Origin of the sequence: Bdellovibrio sp. ArHS (assembly GCF_000786105.1) — a bacterium.
Lineage (GTDB): Bacteria > Bdellovibrionota > Bdellovibrionia > Bdellovibrionales > Bdellovibrionaceae > Bdellovibrio.
This window is the reverse complement of sequence record NZ_JTEV01000015.1, coordinates 124,803-143,844: the sequence shown is the minus strand read 5'-3', so window position 1 is coordinate 143,844 and position 19,042 is coordinate 124,803. Positions and strand designations below refer to the sequence as shown.

Here is a 19,042-nt window from a genome sequence, read left to right as displayed (position 1 = left end):
TTTAAAGCATCTTTTGAAGTTCATCCCAGGAAATAATTTTTACGCCAAGGCTTTGCGCCTTTTCAACTTTAGATCCGGGATCGTCACCGACGACGAGATAGTTCAATTTTGAAGAGACAGACCCCAAAATTTTCCCACCATTCTTTTCGATGATATCTTTGGCATCATCCCGTTTGATTGGCAGAGTTCCAGTAATAAGAAAGCTCATTCCGGAAAGAGCACCTTCTTGCGAGCGCACCGGATTGGTGATGTTCACACCAAGCTTCAACATGTCATGAACTTCATGCACAAGCTTTTGGTTGGATGTCCAATCGACGATGGCTTTTGCGACCTTGGGTCCGATCTCTGGCACGAGCAAAAGTTCCTCTTCTGTCGCTTTAAGGAAGTTTTCGATGTTGATAAAGTGATCTGCCAGGTGTTTTGCCGTTTGCTCGCCGACAAAGCGAATGCCTAGCGCGAAAATGAAGCGCGCCAACGTGGGGTTTTTACTTCCGTCGATACTTTTGATGATGTTATCTGCCGATTTATCACCCTGTCGTTCCAACGATAAAACATCTTCTTTGGTCAAACGGTAAAAATCGGAAAATTTAGATAGAAGTTTATTGTCCACCAGGGCTTCAATCAGCCGATCCCCTACTTTGTCCATATTCATGGCTCGGCGAGCAACAAAGTGTTTTAAGGACTCTTTCACAACGGCGGTGCAGAGTGGATTCACACAGCGAGTGACGACCTCGCCTTCGGTTTTTACTGTTTCTGATCCACAAGCGGGGCATTCGGAAGGAATCGTAAAGGGCTTGCTGGATTTGGGGCGTTTTTCCGCCACTACAGAGACAACTTCAGGAATCACATCCCCGGCTCTTTGAATAATCACTGTGTCGCCTATGCGCACATCTTTGCGGTTGATTTCGTCCTGATTGTGCAAAGTAGAATTGGTCACGGTGACGCCACCCACCTTCACAGGTTTCATAATCGCCACTGGGGTCAGGGCTCCGGTTCGGCCCACTTGCACAACAATATCTTCAATCACCGTCTGGGCTTGTTCCGGTTTGAATTTGGCGGCAGTGGCCCAGCGCGGGCTTCGCGCGACAAGTCCTAAATCGTCTTGCAGGCGAAGGGAGTTTACTTTGATCACAACGCCATCAATATCAAACGGTAGTTGAGGGCGAACTTTTTCAACATGATGATAGTAATCCACAACTTCTTGCGGCCCCTGACAAAGACGCACAAGATTCAGATCCTCTTTATTTTGTAATGAAGGAACGCCCATCTTATGAAAATATTCTTCGATCTCTAGTTGGGATTTGAATTCAACACCCTCGACGGCGCCCAAAGCATAGGCATAGAAACGAAGGGGGCGCGACGCAGTCACTTTAGGGTCTAATTGCCGGACAGAGCCCGCAGCGGCATTGCGTGGGTTTGCAAAAGTCTGCTGGCCATTTTCCTGTTGGGTTTCGTTAAGCTTAGCAAAGTCCTGTTTAAACATTAAAACTTCGCCACGTATTTCCAAAAGTGTTGGCGGATTTGGAGTGCTCAGTTTAAGAGGAACGCTGCGGATGGTTCGAACACCTTGAGTGACATCTTCGCCGACGGTACCATCCCCGCGGGTCAGCGCGCGCACGAAGTGACCATTTTCATAGATGAGTTCCATAGACAAACCGTCGAACTTTGGTTCTACGAGATATTCTATGTTTTCATCTGTATTAAGGAATTTTTTTACACGCTCGTCGAAGTCGAAGATGTCTTCAGGAGAATAGCTATTGGCCAACGACAGCATGGGAATTCGATGAGGGGCTTTTTCAAAGGCGTTGAGCGGAGTTCCGCCCACGCGCATTGAGGGAGAATCTGAAAGGTCCAAATTCTTTTCTGATTTTTCCAAAGCCAAGAGCTCATTAAACAGCTGGTCGTACTCGTAGTCCGAGATTTTAGGGCTGTCCATGACATGGTAAAGATAGTCGTGGTGTGAGATGATTTTTTTGAGCTCTTCGTGGCGCTTTTTTGACATGGCAATGAATTTATCATTCTGAGGGAAAAGGTCCAGTCCAAAAACGGAAAGAACGCGGTGACGGGGCTGTGTTTTTTGTTTATTTTAAAATCTTAAATCTCGTGAAGGAGATGTCTCGGTGATCGACAAAAAGACTATTGAACATATTGCCAAGCTGGCGCGCCTGCATGTAACCGAAGAAGAGGCTCAAGAATACAGCATTCAACTGGCAAAAGCCCTGGGTCATTTCGAACAAATTTCAAAAATTAACACGGCGGGAATTGCGCCGTTGGTTACACCCACTGAAATTGAATCATATTGGCGGGAAGATGTGGCTCAGCAGGATTTCACCGCAGAAGAAATGACCGCCAATGCCCCAGCCAAAGCGGGGAACCTCTTTAAAGTTCCGCCGGTGGTGTAAAATGGATTTAACTTTTGCCTCAATCACGGACATTGCAGAAGCGGTTAAATCAAAAAAGATCAGCGCCAAAGAAGTGGCACAACACTTTGCAAAGCGCATCGAAGCTTTGGATGGCAAGCTGAACTCATTCACCACAAAAAATGAACTCTTTTTGCAAGAGGCGGAAGCCGTTGATGCGCGCATCGCCAAGGGCGAAGACGTGGGTCCTTTGGCGGGCGTGCCCTTTGGAATCAAAGAAATGTTTTGTACCAAGGGATTGAAAACCACGGCCGGTTCGAAGATTCTTGAAAATTTCATCCCGCCCTATGACGCAACGGTCGTGGCACGCTTAAAAGCTGCAGGCGTCGTTGTGATGGGAAAGCTAAATCAGGATGAATTTGCAATGGGATCGTCAAACGAGACGTCCTTTTTTGGCGCGACCCGAAATCCTTGGAATCTTGATTGTGTTCCCGGCGGATCTTCAGGAGGATCGGCGGCCGCGCAAGCCGCTCGCCTGGTCGCGGGCACTTTGGGAACTGACACGGGTGGTTCGATCAGGCAGCCAGCAAGTTTTTGCGGTATTGTTGGCGTGAAGCCTACTTATGGACGGGTCAGTCGGTACGGCGTTATCGCCTACGCTTCGTCGTTGGACCAAGCCGGGCCGATGGTCAGCACGGTCCAAGACGCTGCTCTGACTTTGGAAGTAATTTCTGGTTTTGATAAGCATGACTCCACGACAACCCAAAGAGCTGTTCCCACTTGGAGTAAAAACCTAAAAACAGATATCAAGGGTATGAAGATCGGCCTGATGAAGGAATATCTTTCTAGCAGTTTGCATCCGGATGTGCAAAAGACCGTGGAAAACTCGGTGGAAAGTTTGAAAAAAATGGGTGCAGAAATCGTGGAGGTCTCAGTCCCACTGTCGGAGTTCGCAGTGCCGGTTTATTATTTGGTCGCCGCCAGCGAGGCCTCGTCGAACTTGGCCCGCTACGATGGAGTTAAGTACGGGCATCGCGCTGAATTTAAAAATCTTTCTGCTGTCGAACTGGAAAACTTCTATGGCAAAACCCGTGGCGAAGGCTTTGGCAAAGAGGTCAAGCGCCGAATCATGCTAGGCACCTACTGTCTTTCCAGCGGCTATTATGATGCTTATTACAATAAAGCGGGCCAGGTTCGTCGGCTCATCATGAACGAATACCTTGAGGCATTCAAAAAATGTGACGTTATCTTAAGCCCTGTTACAACAGCACCGGCCTTCAAGATTGGCGAGCGCATTTCAGATCCTCTGGCGATGTACCTGAATGATATTTTTACGACCTCTACAAATTTGGCGGGACTGCCGGGAATGAGTGTGCCGTTTGGTTTGTCCCAAGAGGGTTTACCGATTGGCGTTCAGCTTACGGCAGGTCATTTTGAAGAACAGAAAATGTTGAACGTCGCATTGGCTCTTGAAACGGCGTCGCCGGTGAAAGGAAAAAATCCCCATGTCATATAGAGGATATGAAGCCGTCATCGGTATTGAAATTCACGTTCAGTTAAGCACGCAATCAAAGATATTTTGTTCGGATTCGACAAACTTTGATGCTGGCGACAATGAAAACACGTCTCCCGTCAGTGTGGGTATGCCGGGGACTTTGCCGGTAATAAACAGAAAGGCTGTTGAGTACTCAATTAAAACGGGACTGGCGTTGGGTTGCGACATTCGCCGTAAATCTGTTTTTGCGCGAAAAAATTATTTCTATCCGGATCTACCCAAAGGTTATCAGATTTCCCAGTATGATCAGCCACTTTGTGAAAATGGTTCGATCACGTTCAAAGTTGATGGTGTGGAAAAAACGGTCTCTATCACGCGAGCACACATGGAAGAGGACGCGGGAAAATCGAATCATCATGGTGACTACACACTGATTAACTACAACCGCGCTGGAATTCCTCTTTTGGAAGTGGTTTCCGGTCCCGACATCCGCAGTCCCGCAGAGGCGGCGGAATACGGTCGCACCATTCGCCAAATCGTGCGCTATCTGGATGTCTGTGATGGAAACCTAGAGGAAGGCTCTATGCGCTGCGACTGCAACGTCTCTGTACGTAAAGTCGGCGCGCCTAACTTTGGGACAAAGGTTGAAATTAAAAATATAAACTCGTTTCGCTTCGTCGAAAAAGCCATCGAGTTTGAAATAGAACGACAAATCGACGCCGTTGAGCGTGGCGAAAAAATCATCCAGGAAACGCGCCTGTGGGATCCCGATAAGAATCGAACTTTTTCGATGCGCACCAAAGAAGATGCTCAGGACTATCGATATTTTCCAGACCCTGATCTGTTGCCTTTAATCGTCAGCGACGCGATGGTCGAGCAATATCGGAAGGAATTACCGGAATTGCCCATTGCTCGCGCTAAGCGTTTTCAAGAGGAGCACGCACTTCCAGAGTACGACGCCGGGGTTTTGACGATGGAAAAAGATCTTGCGGACTTTTACGAAGAAGCGGCGAAGCAGTCTAACAACTTCAAGGCTTCTTCAAACTGGGTGATGACAGAGGTTTTGCGCGAACTGAAAGACGCGAACAAAAGCATCAAAGATTCACCCATCAAGCCGAAACAGCTTGGGCAAATGATCGCTATGATCGACAAAGGAACTATTTCTGGAAAAATCGCCAAAACGGTTTTTCAAGAGATGTGGCAATCCGGAAAAGATCCCGAGGTGATCATTAAAGAAAAAGGTCTCGTGCAAATTTCCGACCCGGCGGCAATTGAAAAAATTGTCGAGGAAGTTCTGGCGGCGAATGCCAAGAACGTGGAAGAATACAAGTCGGGTAAAAAGAATGTATTTGGCTTTTTCGTCGGCGCCGTGATGAAAGCGTCCAAAGGACAAGCCAATCCGGAACTTGTGAATAAGATTCTTCAGGAGAAATTAAAATAAATGAAAGTCGCAGCTCTTGATCTTGGCACCAACACCTTTCTGTGTCTGATTGTAGAAGGCACAAAGGATGGAATTACAAAAGTTTATAAAGATCTCGCAACCACGGTTCGTCTGGGTCAGGGCGTGGATAAGACCGGTGAATTTCATCCCGATGCCTTAGATCGTGCCCGCGCTTGTCTGACTGAGTTCAAGAAAGAAATTGATCTCTATAAAGTGGATCGAATTTTGGCCATGGCCACTTCGGCGGCCCGAGATGCGAAGAATGGCCAAGAGCTTTTCAAAATCGGCGAGGACTTGGGAATTCCTATCGAGATTATTCCAGGTGAAGATGAAGCTCGCATCACTTATCAAGGGGCGACGGCCGGCTTACAAAATGACGAAAAAACATCTTTGATTATTGATGTCGGTGGTGGTTCGACGGAGCTAATTTCGGGACGCGGGAAGCAGATTTTATTTGGTGAAAGTCTCAATATTGGCGGCGTTCGTTTGACAGAGAAATTTATTTCAAGTCAGCCCGTTTCTGCTTCAGAGCAAAAAGCCGTCGAAGATTACATTCGCCAACAAATTCAGTCTATTTTGCCCGAGCTTCAGAGGAATAAAATTGACCAAGTCATCGCGGTGGCGGGTACACCGACTTCTCTGGTCGCCATCGAGGTGGGTGGTTATGACGAAAAAAAGGTGGACGGTTTCTTCCTAGCTAAAGACCGCTTGGCATACTGGGTTCATGAGTTTGCCGCGACAACGGTTGAAGAAAAAAAGCAGAAGTATCAACTGGGAGGGCGTGCTGACATTATTTTTGCAGGGGCCTCTATTTTGTTGGCCGTTCTGGATGCTTTGAAATTGCCGGGAATGATTGTTTCCACGAAGGGAGTTCGTTATGGCGTTGCTCTTGAAATGCTTAAAAAATAAATTTGCTCTGGTTGCGCTTTCTGTATTTATTGTGCCCCAATTTCTTTTTGCGGCGACGCCGTTTAAGACTAGGTCCATTAAAGTAGGGAATAAAACCTTGGTCGTGGAGATTGCAGAAACTGCGGATCAGCACGAAAGAGGTTTGATGTTTCGGGAAAAGCTGGGCGAGAACGAAGGCATGCTTTTTATATTTAAAAATGAAGAAACGCGGTTCTTCTGGATGAAGAACACTTTGATTGATCTTTCCATCGGCTATTTTGATCGCAACGGGACCTTGGTCGATATTCAGGAAATGAAGACGGGCAAAGGAATTCCGGATGTACAACTGCCTTCCTACCCAAGTGCCAAACCCGCAAAGTATGCTCTCGAGATGCAAAAGGGCTGGTTTGAAAAAAACAAAATTAAAATAGGTGCAAAATTACAGCTGCTTAAACCATAGTCCAGTGGCTTGATTTGTGTTTGCCTCACTCTTGTCTTGGGCATAAATTGTTAATAAGGCTTTATTGAAACAGTATGTTTCATAGCATCACTCAAGGATGAACATATGATGAAGAAACTCGTTATCTTATTAGCGTGCTTAGGTCTGGCCTCACAGGTCACAAGTTGTACGTCTAAAGACAACCAGGCTGATACCGAAGTCACCGCTGATTACGACTCTGCAGATCTGGAAAAACTGGAAGGCGATGAAGCCTTAGAAATCGCCGGCGACGATTCTTTAGCAAGTGATCAACTTCCTGAAGACGCTTTGGGTGAAACAGCCGCAGCGGAAACAACAACGACAACTGAAACGACCACGACTACAAGCGAGACGACTTTAGGCGAAGACCAGGCGACGACCGAACAAACGGATATCGCGACTTCGAATGAGACACTTCCCGCCGACCCATTTGCCGAGGCGACGGACACTCCTCCTCCCGCTCCTTCTACGACTATCGTAGATACTGCGCCGCCTGCAACAACTGAAGACAACACGACAATGGTTGAAAGTTCGACCAAAACAGAAACATCGACGACGGTCGTAGAATCTTCGGAAGAGGCACCTAAAAAAGCCAATGTTCCTTTGCAAAAAGTAGCAACGGCACCTTGGCAAGTCGGAAAAACTTGGTACAACACAGTGTACTTCGCAAGACCGGGCGACTCTTTAGCAAGTATCAGCCAGATGATTTATGGCGCTGACAAAACTAAAGAATTGAAAAAGGGTAATCCCACTTTCAGCTCTCGCGATGTGCGCCCTGGCGACAAAGTTTACTACAACTCGCCCCATCGCCCTGACGACTCGTCAAAAATTGTGACTTATTATGAAGATAACGGCATGGCGCCTGAGGTTTATGTTGCGAAGGCCGGAGACAACATTCGTTCTATTTCCAAAGATCTTCTAGGTTATGACAACGCATGGAAAGAAGTTTGGTCTAGCAATTCCATAGACTCTAAAGGGTCTATTGCAGAAGGCACAGAGCTTCGTTACTGGAGAGGCGGCCAAATGGCGCAAGCTCCGGCAGCGCCAGCTCAACAAGCGCCTGCGCAACACCAGGAAGTTGCGGGATCTATGCAGCAACAGCAACCACCGCAAGACTTCCCACCACCACCTCCTCAAGGAGACATGGCTCCGCCTCCGCAAGACTTCGCGCAAGGAGAAATTCCTCCACCGCCAATGCCAGAGCAACAACCTATGGAGATGGCACCACCGCCACCACCTCCTCCTCAAGAGTTCGCGGAACAAGCTCCGCCTCCACCACCGCCTCCGCCAATGGAAGCTGTCAATCCTCCGGCTCCTCAACAAGCCGCAGCTGACGAAGCTCCGACGGGAATGGATAATGACACAACTGTAGCGTTGGGTGTTGTTGGTTTGGCAGCAGCCGGTCTTGCAATCCTGATCGTGCTTAGAAAGAAAAGAAAACAGAAAGAGCTTGAACAACAAGCTATGGATAACACACACGTAGGTACGTAGTTCGATAGGCCGCGAAGTGCAGGGCAATGAGTCCGAATTAGAAGTAGCGGCCGTTGAAATAGAAAAGAGCGAGGTTCAAACTCGCTCTTCTTATTTTAGCCGAAAATTAAATACCAAGCTGCCCCAACACAGCCGGTATTCTACGATTAGCCCACCTTTTTAAAGATCGAGTCCATGACTGAACGACGATCTTCGCGACTGTTTTCGACGAAATAAATTAAATCGTCGACAATTTGCACGTCGCGGTTATTTACAGGCATGAATTTCACTCCACAACCTGCAGAGTTTGTCCAGATCACGTGAGCTGCAACTTTGCGCTCGCGACCTGCTACGACAAACACTAGATGTAACTTCTCGTTGGCGCGGACCTCGCCACCCATAAACTCCAAAAAGGCTCCTGTGATGCTGATGTTTTTAAGCGTGCCTTTAGTTTCTTCTCGCGCGTAATTGCGCTTGAAAGAAACCTCCAGATTTAGAGGGGTTCTTGGTGCCGGAACATTCACTGTTTCCTCCACGTTAGACTCCTTGTGCTTACTATTTGGATATTATCCTTTCGGTATTACTTACGAAAAATTAATAGGGAGTCGGGCTAAAATTTGTTAAATCCGCGCAAAAGTTCATAAAACCGGACCCCCTTGAGTCAAACTTAAACACTTGAAAATACTTTCTTTTTATTTAACTAAATCTGTGGTCTAATAAGGTAACGTTATTTTTATATGAGCCGTACTTGCCTTCGTAGTCCTGAATAAATCTTAACAAAACTTAGCCTGAAAACCTCTTATATTTGAGCTGAGAGATGCCGTAAAGGCTTGGTTTTGAGTTGACAAGATCTAGACCCTTGGCGAAAGTTAGCTCAAGCAACACAGTTTAGTTCCAATCGGATCAAACTTCTTATCTTAAGATCCTCGTTTTCTATTTTAATCCTACAAGGAGAATTTGTTTGTCTGACCCTAAAGATTCACAAGGCGTTGAAGTCGTTAAGAAGCGCACTCGCACCAAACCTGTGGAGGACACTTCGACGGAGTCTGCTCCGGAAGTCGCTGCCGCCCCTGCGCCAGCACCTTCTGAACCACCTGCAGCAACTCCAGCCCCCGAAGCTGTCGCTTCCTCTGCCCCGGCGGAACCCACCTCTTCTCAAGCTCCAAGACAAGATCGTCACCAAAACCAACAACGTCGCGAATTCAGACCCAACAGAGACAACCGTGACAACCGCGATCGTGATCGTGATCGCGATAATCGTGGAGATCGCAATGACCGCGGCGGCCACCGTCATGATCGAAACAGTGGTCCGCGCCGTGATTTCCGTGGCGACCGAAATCGTGATGAAGGTCAGCCTGTCGGCGAGGACTCTCACGCTTCAACTCCACCAGCACAAACTCAAGAAGTTGACTTGGCGGATATTCAGCTTACGGATGAAGAAAAATCGTGGCTTTCTTCAAAAGACTTAAAATCAAAAAACATCACTCAGCTAACTGAGCTTGCGACAAAATTGAAAATTGAAAATGCGGCGGGTCTTCGTCGTCAGGATATGATTTTCGAAATTTTGAAGCGCGCAGCGAAACTGGGTCAGGATATTTATGGTTCTGGCGTTCTTGAAATCCTTCCGGATGGATACGGCTTCTTGCGCTCTCCAGATTATAACTATCTGCCAGGTCCTGATGATATCTACGTCAGCCCTTCGCAAATTCGTCGTTTCGGCCTAAGAACGGGTGACACTGTCACGGGCACAGTTCGTCCTCCGAAAGAGGGTGAACGCTACTTCGCTCTTCTTAAAGTGGATTCTTTGAACTTTGAGACAACAGAAAAGGGTAAAGATAAAATCCTTTTTGACAACTTAACGCCACTTTATCCGAATGAAAGACTAAAGCTTGAGCACAGCCCTGGCGAGTACACAACACGTGTTGTGGATTTGATGGCTCCTCTAGGAAAAGGTCAGCGTGCTTTGATTGTGGCTCCGCCAAGAACTGGTAAAACAGTTTTGATGCAACAAATTGCCAATGCCATCACACACAATCACCCTGAAGTGAAGTTGATCGTTCTGTTGATCGATGAACGTCCGGAAGAGGTGACCGACATGCAACGAACTGTAAAAGGTGAAGTTGTATCGTCCACATTCGATGAGCCACCAACACGTCACGTTCAAGTGGCCGAGATGGTTATCGAAAAAGCAAAACGCTTGGTTGAGCATAAGCATGACGTTGTTATCTTGCTTGACTCGATCACGCGTCTGGCGCGCGCTTACAATACGGTTGTTCCTCCTTCAGGAAAAATCTTGTCAGGTGGTGTGGATTCCAACGCTCTTCACAAACCAAAACGTTTCTTCGGTGCCGCTCGTAACATCGAAGAAGGCGGGTCTTTGACAATCATCGCGACAGCGTTGATCGATACAGGTTCACGTATGGACGAAGTTATCTTCGAAGAATTTAAAGGTACGGGTAATGCCGAGATCCATTTGGATCGTAAGCTGATGGAAAAACGTATCTTCCCATGCATGGACATCAACAAATCAGGAACTCGTAAAGAGGACTTGCTGGTTGATAGAGGTGATTTGAACCGACTTTGGGTTCTTCGCAAAGTTCTTGCGCCAATGAACGTTGTCGATGCGATGGAATTTTTGCTCGACAAAGTTCAAGGAACAAAAACGAATACCGATTTCCTTAAAGCGATGTCAGGTCCGGGTTAATTGTTATTCGAAATTCATAATTGGAAAGGGAGTCGAAAGACTCCCTTTTTTTATGGCAGTCTTTTCTTCAAAGAATCTGTTTCACAGCCACCATACAGTTGCTCGCTTATTACGCCCTCAAATGGATAAATAAAGTCGCTCATTCCGTCCGAGCCTTCTTTATTCAAATACAAATCCAAGTATTGTGTCAGGCCCTCCACCTCAAAACGTATGATTCCACCTTGTTTGTATTTCACAATGGCATTTAGTTCAGCGCCGCCATTGTCGGGGGAGGTTATTTTCACTTTGTTCGTGTCGCTATTGTAGCTTACCGACAAAAATGGTTCCGTGAACGTACAATAAATACTTTCTGCCTGAGCCGAAACCGCCGAAAACAGGATGGTGGTGCCAATCAAAAATGATCTCATAGAAGTCCTCCCTAGTGGCCTTAGAATTACGGGGGCTTTGCCAGTGGGGCAACTTTCAGCTTGTTAATGATGAAAAATGCAAAGATGGCATCCCAGCCTCGTCCCAAGGTCTGGAAATTTACCCAAGTGAACCCTGAAACGAAGAATTTTTCAGAAAAATCGAAATTTATAAGTATTTGATATTATTTATGAATAGTAAAAATTATTACGAACCTTAGGTGGGCCGTCCCTGCCGAAAAAAGCAGCGATTAGTTCTCGACACTAGGGACCCACTGTGTTAAACCATTCAATCTTACAGACCCATAGGTTAAATTATTTAGAAGGAATCAGGTCATGAAACAAAACCTACATCCAAAAGTAAATACAGTTGTATTTAAAGATATCTCTTGCGACTTCTCGTTCTTGGGAACATCGACTCTTCACTCTAGCGAAACAGTTAAATGGGAAGACGGCAAAGAGTATCCATTGATCAAAGTTGAGATCTCTTCTGCATCTCACCCATTCTTCACTGGAAAACAACGCGTGATGGATACTGAAGGTCGTATCGATCGTTTCAAAAAACGTTACGGCAAGAAATAAATTACGTCCCTCCGTTCGGAGGATGTTCTTGTATGAAATGCGGTTCACTCTTCGAACCGCATTTTACATTTCGGTTCTGGCAATTTAAAAAATCATCTTGATGTACCAATAGATCTAGAGGCGGTTCGCATGTTCTCGAAGTTGAATGAGGTGGAATCTCGTTATGAAGAAGTCAATATGGCTCTTCAAAGACCCGATATTGCTTCCAATCAAACTCAGTATCGTGCGCTGATGAAGGAACTTGGCAATCTGGAAAAGATTGTACTCGTTTATCGAGACTTCAAAAAGAAAACCGAAAATCTTAAGGCCAGCAAAGAGCTTTTGACTGCGGAACAAGACGCCGAAATGCGCGAAATGATCCGTGAAGAAGTGAAAGAGCTTGAAGCCGCGTTACCTGAACTTGAACACCAGCTTAAAATCCTGCTGATTCCGAAAGATCCGAATGATGATAAAAATATCATCCTCGAGATCCGCGCCGGAGCTGGCGGTGATGAGGCGGCTCTTTTTGCTGACGAACTTTTCCGCGGGTATGCTCACTATGCTTCCACGCAAGGTTGGAAAGTCGAAATGCTTTCTTATTCCGAAGGTAATGCCGGCGGCGCCAAAGAAATCATCGCGTCCATCACGGGCGAATCCGTTTTCAGCAAGTTGAAGTACGAATCAGGCGTTCATCGCGTTCAGCGGGTACCAAAAACTGAGGCTGCGGGACGTATTCATACGTCGACGGTCACAGTCGCGGTCATTCCAGAAGTGGAAGTCACTGAAATCAAGATTCCGATGTCAGACGTGCGTATTGAAACCATGCGTTCGCAAGGGGCCGGCGGTCAGTCCGTCAACAGAACTGAATCGGCGGTTCGTATCGTGCATCTTCCTACCGGTATCGATGTAAAGTGCCAAGAGGGTAAGTCACAGTCGTCAAACCGTGAACGCGCCTTCCAGATCCTCTATGCAAAACTTCAACAGATCGAAGATGAAAAAGCTCGTAAAGAAGCTTCTGATGTTCGGTTGGAGCAAATTGGGACAGGCGATCGGTCGGAGCGCATCCGCACCTATAACTTCCCGCAAACACGTATCACCGATCACCGTATCGGGTTGACCATCCACCAGTTGGATCAGGTTATGAATGGTTCCTTCGAGTATTTGATTGATCCATTGGTGGCCAACTTCCAAGCGGAAGCCCTGAAGCGACAAACGACCCAGCCATAATCCTTATTGCCGGGTCCCTTTTATCGAATCGCAATCACCGTTTACCTGCATCAAGAATGAAATCCTTATAGATATTTTCGAAGGATGACATTTTCCCCAACACTTCTGTTAAAAACAGAGTAAGATGTTGGAGCATATATGAAGCTCAAAGAGATTCTTGATAAAACCACCGCCTTTTTTAAGGACAAGAAAATCGAGACGGCCCGTCTTGATGCCGAGCTTTTACTTGCTCACGGACTCAAACTTGAGCGCATTCAGCTTTATCTCAAATTCGATCAACCCATGAAAGATGACGAGCTCGTGATTCTGCGAGAGCTTGTCCGTCGTCGGGCGTCCGGCGAACCTGTGGCGTACATTCTTGGCTATCGTGATTTCTTTAAATACCGCTTCGAAGTATCCCCGGCCGTTTTGATTCCGCGACCTGAAACAGAGCACATTGTTGAAGAAGTGCTTTCGTGGAATCCAGATAAGGAAGCCTCGTTAGGATTTATGGATTTAGGTTGTGGCTCGGGCTGTGTCGGGTTGACATTGTTAAAAGAATATCCTCAAGCCAAGTTGCTAGCTGTGGATCTTTCGGAAAAAGCCTTAGAAGTGGCTTCAAGAAATGCCGAAGCTTTGGGTGTTTCTGATCGCGTGAAGTTCTTGCATGCGGACGCTGCTCAGGAAGATGTGCTTATGTCGACCTACAGCAACTTTGTAGGAAAAAACAAAGTCGACGCGTTGGTCTCAAATCCTCCATACATTGCGCATCAAGATAATCAGGTGGAAGAAAATGTTAAAAAGTTTGAACCTCATTCGGCTCTTTATGCAGACGAAAATGGTTTAGCTCTTTTGAAAAACTGGTCGCGAATCTATGGAAATCACTTAAGTCCTTCCGGACTGATGTTGATGGAAATGGGAATGTCACAAGGTGCGGCGATGAAAGAGCATTTTGATAGCTTAAAAATATTTAACGAAATCAATATCGTCAAAGACCTCGCAAGTCATGATAGAGTCATTCGTGGAGTAACACATGGATAAAATGGTCGTCGTGGGCAATGGCCCTCTTCAAGGTACAGTTTCTGCGAGTGGTGCAAAAAATGCGGCACTTCCAATTCTTTTTTCAACTCTATTGGCAGAAGGCGAACACGTATTTTCGAATATGCCAAAGCTTAAAGATATCGAATCGACAGCGGCCCTGCTGGAAAGCTTAGGCTGCCAAACTCGATGGGATGGCGATAAGTTTATCGTTAAGGTCAGTCGCATTCAGTCTTATGAAGCCAGCTACGATCTTGTTCGCAAAATGCGCGCAAGTTTTCTTTGCATGGGCCCTCTTCTTGCGAAGTACGGCGAAGCCGTGGTGTCTCAGCCTGGGGGTTGTGCTATTGGAAGCCGCCCTATTGATCTTCACTTAGAAGGCTTCAAAGCTTTAGGTGCGGAAATCACGCAAAAAGAAGGTTATGTTCATGCGGCTGCAAAACGTTTGCAGGGCGCAAACTTCTTATTTGAAACAGTGACAGTGGGTGGTACCGAGAACGTCATGATGGCGGCAGCATTAGCGCAAGGAAGAACAGTCCTTGAAAATGCCGCGAAAGAACCTGAAATCGTCGATCTTGCAGAATACCTTATTAAAATGGGAGCAAAGATCACGGGCCATGGAACGAGCGTGATCGTTATTGATGGCGTCGATAAGCTTCATCCTGCTGAACACTCGATCATGCCTGACCGTATTGAGGCAGGAACGCTTTTAATCGCGGGAGCGATCACTCACGGTCAAGTCACGGTTGAGAAATGCGTACCGGCTCACTTGGAAACGTTGATTCTGAAAATGCGCGAAGCGGGTTTTAAGATTGAAACCACCAAAGATTCTATGACGGTGTTCAAAGCCGATTCCTGGAATGCCGTGGATATCACGACGGCTCCTCATCCATTGTTTGCGACAGATCTTCAGGCGCAGTTCATGGCGCTTATGACCGTCGCTCGTGGAACAAGCGTTATTACTGAAACCGTTTTTGAAAATCGTTTCATGCACGTTCAAGAGCTGATTCGTTTGGGTGCTGACATCACGCCCAGAACGCGTGTGGCTGTGGTTCGCGGAAAGCCAGGTCAACTGACGGGTGCTCCAGTTATGGCGACGGATCTTCGCGCCAGTGCCTCCTTAGTTCTTGCTGGCCTGGTGGCTAGCGGTGAAACTGTTGTGAATCGTATCTATCACTTGGATCGCGGATACGAAAAACTTGAAGACAAGCTTTCTTCATTGGGCGCCAAAATCCGCCGTATCGAATAATAAGAAGAAAAGGCCCTGAATAAAATCAGGGCTTTTTTGTTTTTTACGCCGACCTTTTAATTGTAAAGCGAAGAAAAAGAAAAAGGCCTACATGGAGGGGGATCCGTAGGCCTTTTTAAGAGAAAAAAACTAGTCTCAGCCCGCGGAGGGGATGGGGCTGAGACCCATATGATCAGAGGTTATTATCTAACCTCGCTGATACCGAACACAAAGAAGACGACTGCTTTGTTCCCAGAACCGAAACCAGGGAGGGGGTCCACAGTTTCAAGCTCGAAGTTGGGAGCAAGTTGATGTTCAAGTTCAATACCGCTAACCATAACTTTAGTACCAACAAAAGATGTTAGATCGATTTGTGACTTCAATACGAAGAATGTTTGCTGATCTTCCATCGCCAAAACAAGCGATCCATCAGCCAAAGCCACGATCTCACCAACGTGTGTTTTGAAGTTGTAATTTTGAAGTTCCGAAGAAGCGATATCTTCACCAAGTGCGTTGTTTGGAAGAACCCCTGCGCGAGCCACCGCTGAAATCGCAAGAACAACCAAGATGTAAACCGCAATCAATGCATTTCGAATCACTTACGTACTCCCCAAGATAACAACTAACGAAAGTCTATAAAGCAAGGTGTGTGCCAAATCGAGACAGCCCTAAAAATCGAATTAATTGGATCTAAGGTCCGGATTCGAGGGCCATTGAACTCAAATCGGAACCAAAAGTAATTCCATTCTGGAACAGGGGTTCTATTCTGGAACCATTTAGTTGGCATCTACGCGACTAAAGCACAGACCTGAGGGCCTGGTCCCCAGGGCCATAGTCCTTTGTCAAAAAGCTCAGTATAATCAGGTGTCTATGTCGCGCATACAAGTCACTTGGGTTGTTAGAACACGGAATGGTCAGGTTAAGGGACCGTATTCCACTGAAGCCATTCTTCGCATGATTGGTGAGGGCGTTTTTTCGGGCCAAGAGATGATTTCTCGATTGCCTGATGGGCAGTGGACTTTGATTTCTAAAGAGCCCGCATTTTACGACAAACTTCTTGAGGCTTTAGAAGGCATCGTCGACGTGGACCCCAAGAAGGCGCAGAAGATGGAGGCCGAGACTGTCATTGTACAGCCTCCCCGCCCGAAAAAAAGCGCCCCCCCAAATCAAACGCCGACTTCGGATAGCTTTGCGAATATCAAAATCGATAAGCCAAAGCAGCAGATCGATATTTATGATACTCCGGCCTATGTTCCGCCGGCGGCAAAAATTTCATCGGTGTCGAATGCCTCAAGTGGAAAACCTGAATCTGTCATCGAACTTTCCAATGTAGAAAACATGGAAGGTGGCGAACTTAAAAAGAACCTGAAAATTCCGGCGATGATTTTGGCGGCAGTGATCTTAATTGGCGGGATTTTGCTGTTTTGGGATTCGGGCTCTAACGATGGAACTAAGATACACCTTTTGGCGCCGGGTAAATCAACGACAACGTTGACTGAAGCTGAGGTCAAAGAAAAGCTGAACGAAGCTTTGTTTGCTATGGAGCAGGATACTTTCGACTCGTATGTCTCGGCGCAAAACAAATTGGTGGGTCTTGTTGAAGGTGCGCCGATGAATATTGAAGTTCGTGCCCTTCTTTGTGTGGTTTATAAAGAGCTTTGGCCTTTCGCGGTTCAAGATGCGCAAGACGTAAAAACGGTCGCGAATGCCACTCAATCAACGCGGGCTTTAAACGTTGTAAGTCCTTTCGGTCAAGTTTGTGAAGCGGTGAAACTAATGACCTCTGGCCGATATAAAGAGGCCAAAGGTGTTGTTGAAGCCACTCTGGAAGGCAGTGAACCTTTTTCTTTGTTACCGGTTCTTTATGCCTTTAAAGCCGAACTTCTGGAAGGTGAAAGAGATTTCAACAATGCCATGCCCTACTATGAAAAAGCGGCCCAGCTTTGGGATAAATGGTTGGGTCCGCAAGTGGCATTGGCTAAAGTTTTTTTTGAACAAGGTGATTTTACTTCGTCTTCGGCGATTCTAAACAATGTTCTCAAAAAGAATCCGAAACATCGCGAGGCCAAAATCCTTCAGGGAATTGTGGAGTATCGAGGTTTTAAAAAGTCTGACACGTCTTACAGCTATCTTAGTACGGCCTTAGACGGAAAAGGCAAAGTTTCCCAACTTGTCGAGGCCGACGGATATTCGGTTTTGTCTGAAATTTTTGTTTTGCGCGGTGAAAAGAAAAAAGCTCTTGAGGCCGCGCAAAAAGGCTTTTCTTTAAATCCCAACAACTCGGAACTTCGTCAATTGGTGATTCGCCTAGGGGGATCCGACAAAGTGAAGGGTGATAAAGGTCGTAACAACGAACTTCTTTATTTGGGTGATCAATACGTGCGCCAAGGGGACTTTTTGGCGGCGCAGGCCGAATTCAAAGCGGCTTTCGAAGTGGATCCCAAGAATGGAACCGCGGCGATGAAAGCGGCAAAATGTTTGTGGCAGCTCAATCAAAGTTTTGAAGCCATCGAGTGGTTGAATAAGGCCATCAAGGCTGAGCCGAAACTTGTTTCTGCCTATGTTCTGCAGGCCGACTATATGTCACAAAGATTCGACTTCGTCGGAGCGACGCAGATTCTGACGAATGCGATTCGCATTGCTCCTAACAATTATGAAGTCCTGCGCGGTTTGGCTTTGTTGGAGTTTAGGAAAAACAACATGGTCGGAACAATCAATTATGCCCTTCGCGCAGTAAAATCCTACGACGGGGACATTGAAACCTATATTCTTTTGTCAAAGTCCAATGCGCTTCTTGCCCGCTCCATCATTCCTATTAATAAGAAAGAAATTGAACGCAAAGAAAATGCGGCGAAGGATGCCATTCGCTATGCAACTAAGGCTGTCGAAATTGATGCAACCAATCCCGAAGCTCAGATCACTTACGCGAAAATGTTGGCGCAAACGAACGGCGTGGATTCGGGAATAAACTATCTAAATGAGCTGATCAAACGATTCTCTTATACCTTGGACTACCGGGTTGCGCTTGCCGAGGTTTATAAATCTGAAGATCGATACAGTCAGGCCAAGGAAATCTATGAGCGGGTCGTCGAAGCGGATCCCAAAAATAAAAAGGCCTGGTTAGGGCTCGGCGAAAGCGAGAAGGCTTTAGGACTGAATGACAAAGCCCTCAAAGCATTTTTAAGTGCCGCTGTCTTGGACCCAACGGACGGAGAAGCTCTGTTTCAAGCGGGTAAGCTCTACTTGGAAACCAGTCGTTTTGAAGAGGCTATTCAGCAATTCAAACGGGTACAGCGCCTGAATCCCAATTATCCGCGCACACACTATTATATCGGCAAGGCGGCTTTTTCATCGGGCGACTTTACGGGAGCTTTAGAGGCCTCCAAATCAGAAAAAAAACTAAATCCGAACGTGGCGGATTCTTACATCCTGGCGGCGGAGGTTTATACGGCTCGCAAGCAATTTGCTGAATGTGCGTCGGAGTATTCTCAAGCTATGAAGCTCCGTCCTCAAGGCGCTGACATTTATGTGAAGTCAGCAACCTGCTATCGTCAGTCAGGTTCGTTGGAGGTTGCCGAAGATATGTTGGCTCTAGCCTCCAGCCGCGAAAGCGGTTATGCGGAAATCTATCGCGAACAAGGGGCGATCTACGAGTTAAAAGGCGATGCTCGCTCTGCGGCGCAGGCCTATAATAAATATTTAGGACTCTCGCCAAACGCCCCGGATCGTGTTGAAATAGAAAACAAACTTTCACGACTCGGCAACTAAG

The 19,042-nt window shown here is 46.7% G+C and carries 16 protein-coding genes; 12 read left to right on the top strand and 4 right to left on the bottom strand.

Going from position 1 to position 19,042, the window contains the following annotated elements:
• Position 1: 1 nt before the first annotated feature.
• A complete protein-coding gene (gene ligA, locus OM95_RS08755; protein WP_041872685.1) occupies positions 2-2,002 on the bottom strand; it encodes an NAD-dependent DNA ligase LigA in 2,001 nt (666 codons plus the stop codon).
• A 118-nt stretch (positions 2,003-2,120) separates the two neighbouring features.
• On the opposite strand from ligA, the gene gatC reads away from it, so the two are divergent.
• From gatC to OM95_RS08725, 6 genes are all read left to right on the top strand, one after another.
• Positions 2,121-2,402: an Asp-tRNA(Asn)/Glu-tRNA(Gln) amidotransferase subunit GatC gene (gatC, locus tag OM95_RS08750; protein WP_041872682.1), complete on the top strand. Its 282-nt coding sequence runs from the start codon at positions 2,121-2,123 to the stop codon at positions 2,400-2,402.
• 1 nt (position 2,403) lies between these two features.
• Positions 2,404-3,876, top strand: coding sequence for an Asp-tRNA(Asn)/Glu-tRNA(Gln) amidotransferase subunit GatA (gene gatA / locus OM95_RS08745; RefSeq protein ID WP_041872680.1), 1,473 nt, complete (start codon positions 2,404-2,406; stop codon positions 3,874-3,876).
• Positions 3,866-5,296, top strand: a complete 1,431-nt coding sequence (gene gatB, locus OM95_RS08740; RefSeq protein WP_041872677.1) for an Asp-tRNA(Asn)/Glu-tRNA(Gln) amidotransferase subunit GatB — start codon at positions 3,866-3,868, stop codon at positions 5,294-5,296. The genes gatA and gatB overlap by 11 nt, the downstream gene beginning before the upstream one ends.
• The gene (locus OM95_RS08735; protein ID WP_041872675.1) at positions 5,297-6,205 is read left to right on the top strand and encodes a Ppx/GppA phosphatase family protein; all 909 of its coding nucleotides are present in this window, start codon (positions 5,297-5,299) and stop codon (positions 6,203-6,205) included.
• Complete coding sequence (locus tag OM95_RS08730; RefSeq protein ID WP_291515915.1) at positions 6,174-6,644, top strand: DUF192 domain-containing protein; 471 nt, start codon at positions 6,174-6,176, stop codon at positions 6,642-6,644. Before OM95_RS08735 ends, OM95_RS08730 begins: the two co-directional genes overlap by 32 nt.
• Before the next feature lie 105 nt (positions 6,645-6,749).
• Complete coding sequence (locus OM95_RS08725; RefSeq protein WP_291515913.1) at positions 6,750-8,153, top strand: LPXTG cell wall anchor domain-containing protein; 1,404 nt, start codon at positions 6,750-6,752, stop codon at positions 8,151-8,153.
• Between the two features lie 146 nt (positions 8,154-8,299).
• Here the strand turns inward: OM95_RS08725 and OM95_RS08720 are convergent, their stop codons facing one another.
• Positions 8,300-8,668, bottom strand: coding sequence for a PilZ domain-containing protein (locus OM95_RS08720; protein ID WP_041872671.1), 369 nt, complete (start codon positions 8,666-8,668; stop codon positions 8,300-8,302).
• 875 nt (positions 8,669-9,543) lie between these two features.
• Here OM95_RS08720 and rho point away from each other — a divergent pair.
• Positions 9,544-10,836 (top strand): transcription termination factor Rho, encoded by a 1,293-nt coding sequence (rho, locus tag OM95_RS08715; protein WP_363228109.1) that lies wholly within the window; start codon positions 9,544-9,546, stop codon positions 10,834-10,836.
• 50 nt (positions 10,837-10,886) lie between these two features.
• Here rho and OM95_RS08710 read toward each other — a convergent pair whose 3' ends face one another.
• The gene (locus OM95_RS08710; protein ID WP_291515911.1) at positions 10,887-11,243 is read right to left on the bottom strand and encodes a hypothetical protein; all 357 of its coding nucleotides are present in this window, start codon (positions 11,241-11,243) and stop codon (positions 10,887-10,889) included.
• A 333-nt stretch (positions 11,244-11,576) separates the two neighbouring features.
• Between OM95_RS08710 and OM95_RS08705 the strand changes: the two genes are divergently transcribed.
• The 4 genes from OM95_RS08705 to murA all read left to right on the top strand — a co-directional run bounded on the left by OM95_RS08705 (position 11,577) and on the right by murA (position 15,294).
• A complete protein-coding gene (locus tag OM95_RS08705) occupies positions 11,577-11,822 on the top strand; it encodes a type B 50S ribosomal protein L31 (RefSeq protein ID WP_011162689.1) in 246 nt (81 codons plus the stop codon).
• A 129-nt stretch (positions 11,823-11,951) separates the two neighbouring features.
• Positions 11,952-13,028, top strand: a complete 1,077-nt coding sequence (gene prfA, locus OM95_RS08700; protein ID WP_041872665.1) for a peptide chain release factor 1 — start codon at positions 11,952-11,954, stop codon at positions 13,026-13,028.
• Positions 13,029-13,166: 138 nt separating this feature from the next.
• Positions 13,167-14,048, top strand: a complete 882-nt coding sequence (prmC, locus tag OM95_RS08695) for a peptide chain release factor N(5)-glutamine methyltransferase (RefSeq protein ID WP_041872663.1) — start codon at positions 13,167-13,169, stop codon at positions 14,046-14,048.
• On the top strand, positions 14,041-15,294 hold the full coding sequence (gene murA, locus OM95_RS08690) for a UDP-N-acetylglucosamine 1-carboxyvinyltransferase (protein ID WP_041872661.1): 1,254 nt from the start codon (positions 14,041-14,043) through the stop codon (positions 15,292-15,294). Before prmC ends, murA begins: the two co-directional genes overlap by 8 nt.
• A gap of 182 nt (positions 15,295-15,476) precedes the next feature.
• Here the strand turns inward: murA and OM95_RS08685 are convergent, their stop codons facing one another.
• Positions 15,477-15,872: a hypothetical protein gene (locus OM95_RS08685; protein ID WP_041872659.1), complete on the bottom strand. Its 396-nt coding sequence runs from the start codon at positions 15,870-15,872 to the stop codon at positions 15,477-15,479.
• Positions 15,873-16,143: 271 nt separating this feature from the next.
• On the opposite strand from OM95_RS08685, the gene OM95_RS08680 reads away from it, so the two are divergent.
• Complete coding sequence (locus OM95_RS08680; protein WP_041872657.1) at positions 16,144-19,041, top strand: tetratricopeptide repeat protein; 2,898 nt, start codon at positions 16,144-16,146, stop codon at positions 19,039-19,041.
• The last annotated feature ends 1 nt before the right edge of the window (position 19,042 follow it).

Excerpts from the sequence above, each read along its gene's own strand:
- OM95_RS08725 (WP_291515913.1), top strand. The coding sequence starts at position 6,750 with ATGATGAAGAAACTCGTTATCTTATTAGCGTGCTTAGGTCTGGCCTCA.
- prfA (WP_041872665.1), top strand. The coding sequence starts at position 11,952 with ATGTTCTCGAAGTTGAATGAGGTGGAATCTCGTTATGAAGAAGTCAAT.
- prmC (WP_041872663.1), top strand. The coding sequence starts at position 13,167 with ATGAAGCTCAAAGAGATTCTTGATAAAACCACCGCCTTTTTTAAGGAC.
- murA (WP_041872661.1), top strand. The coding sequence starts at position 14,041 with ATGGATAAAATGGTCGTCGTGGGCAATGGCCCTCTTCAAGGTACAGTT.
- gatA (WP_041872680.1), top strand. The coding sequence starts at position 2,404 with ATGGATTTAACTTTTGCCTCAATCACGGACATTGCAGAAGCGGTTAAA.
- OM95_RS08735 (WP_041872675.1), top strand. The coding sequence starts at position 5,297 with ATGAAAGTCGCAGCTCTTGATCTTGGCACCAACACCTTTCTGTGTCTG.
- OM95_RS08705 (WP_011162689.1), top strand. The coding sequence starts at position 11,577 with ATGAAACAAAACCTACATCCAAAAGTAAATACAGTTGTATTTAAAGAT.
- ligA (WP_041872685.1), bottom strand. The coding sequence starts at position 2,002 with ATGTCAAAAAAGCGCCACGAAGAGCTCAAAAAAATCATCTCACACCAC.
- OM95_RS08710 (WP_291515911.1), bottom strand. The coding sequence starts at position 11,243 with ATGAGATCATTTTTGATTGGCACCACCATCCTGTTTTCGGCGGTTTCG.
- gatB (WP_041872677.1), top strand. The coding sequence starts at position 3,866 with ATGTCATATAGAGGATATGAAGCCGTCATCGGTATTGAAATTCACGTT.
- OM95_RS08680 (WP_041872657.1), top strand. The coding sequence starts at position 16,144 with ATGTCGCGCATACAAGTCACTTGGGTTGTTAGAACACGGAATGGTCAG.
- OM95_RS08730 (WP_291515915.1), top strand. The coding sequence starts at position 6,174 with ATGGCGTTGCTCTTGAAATGCTTAAAAAATAAATTTGCTCTGGTTGCG.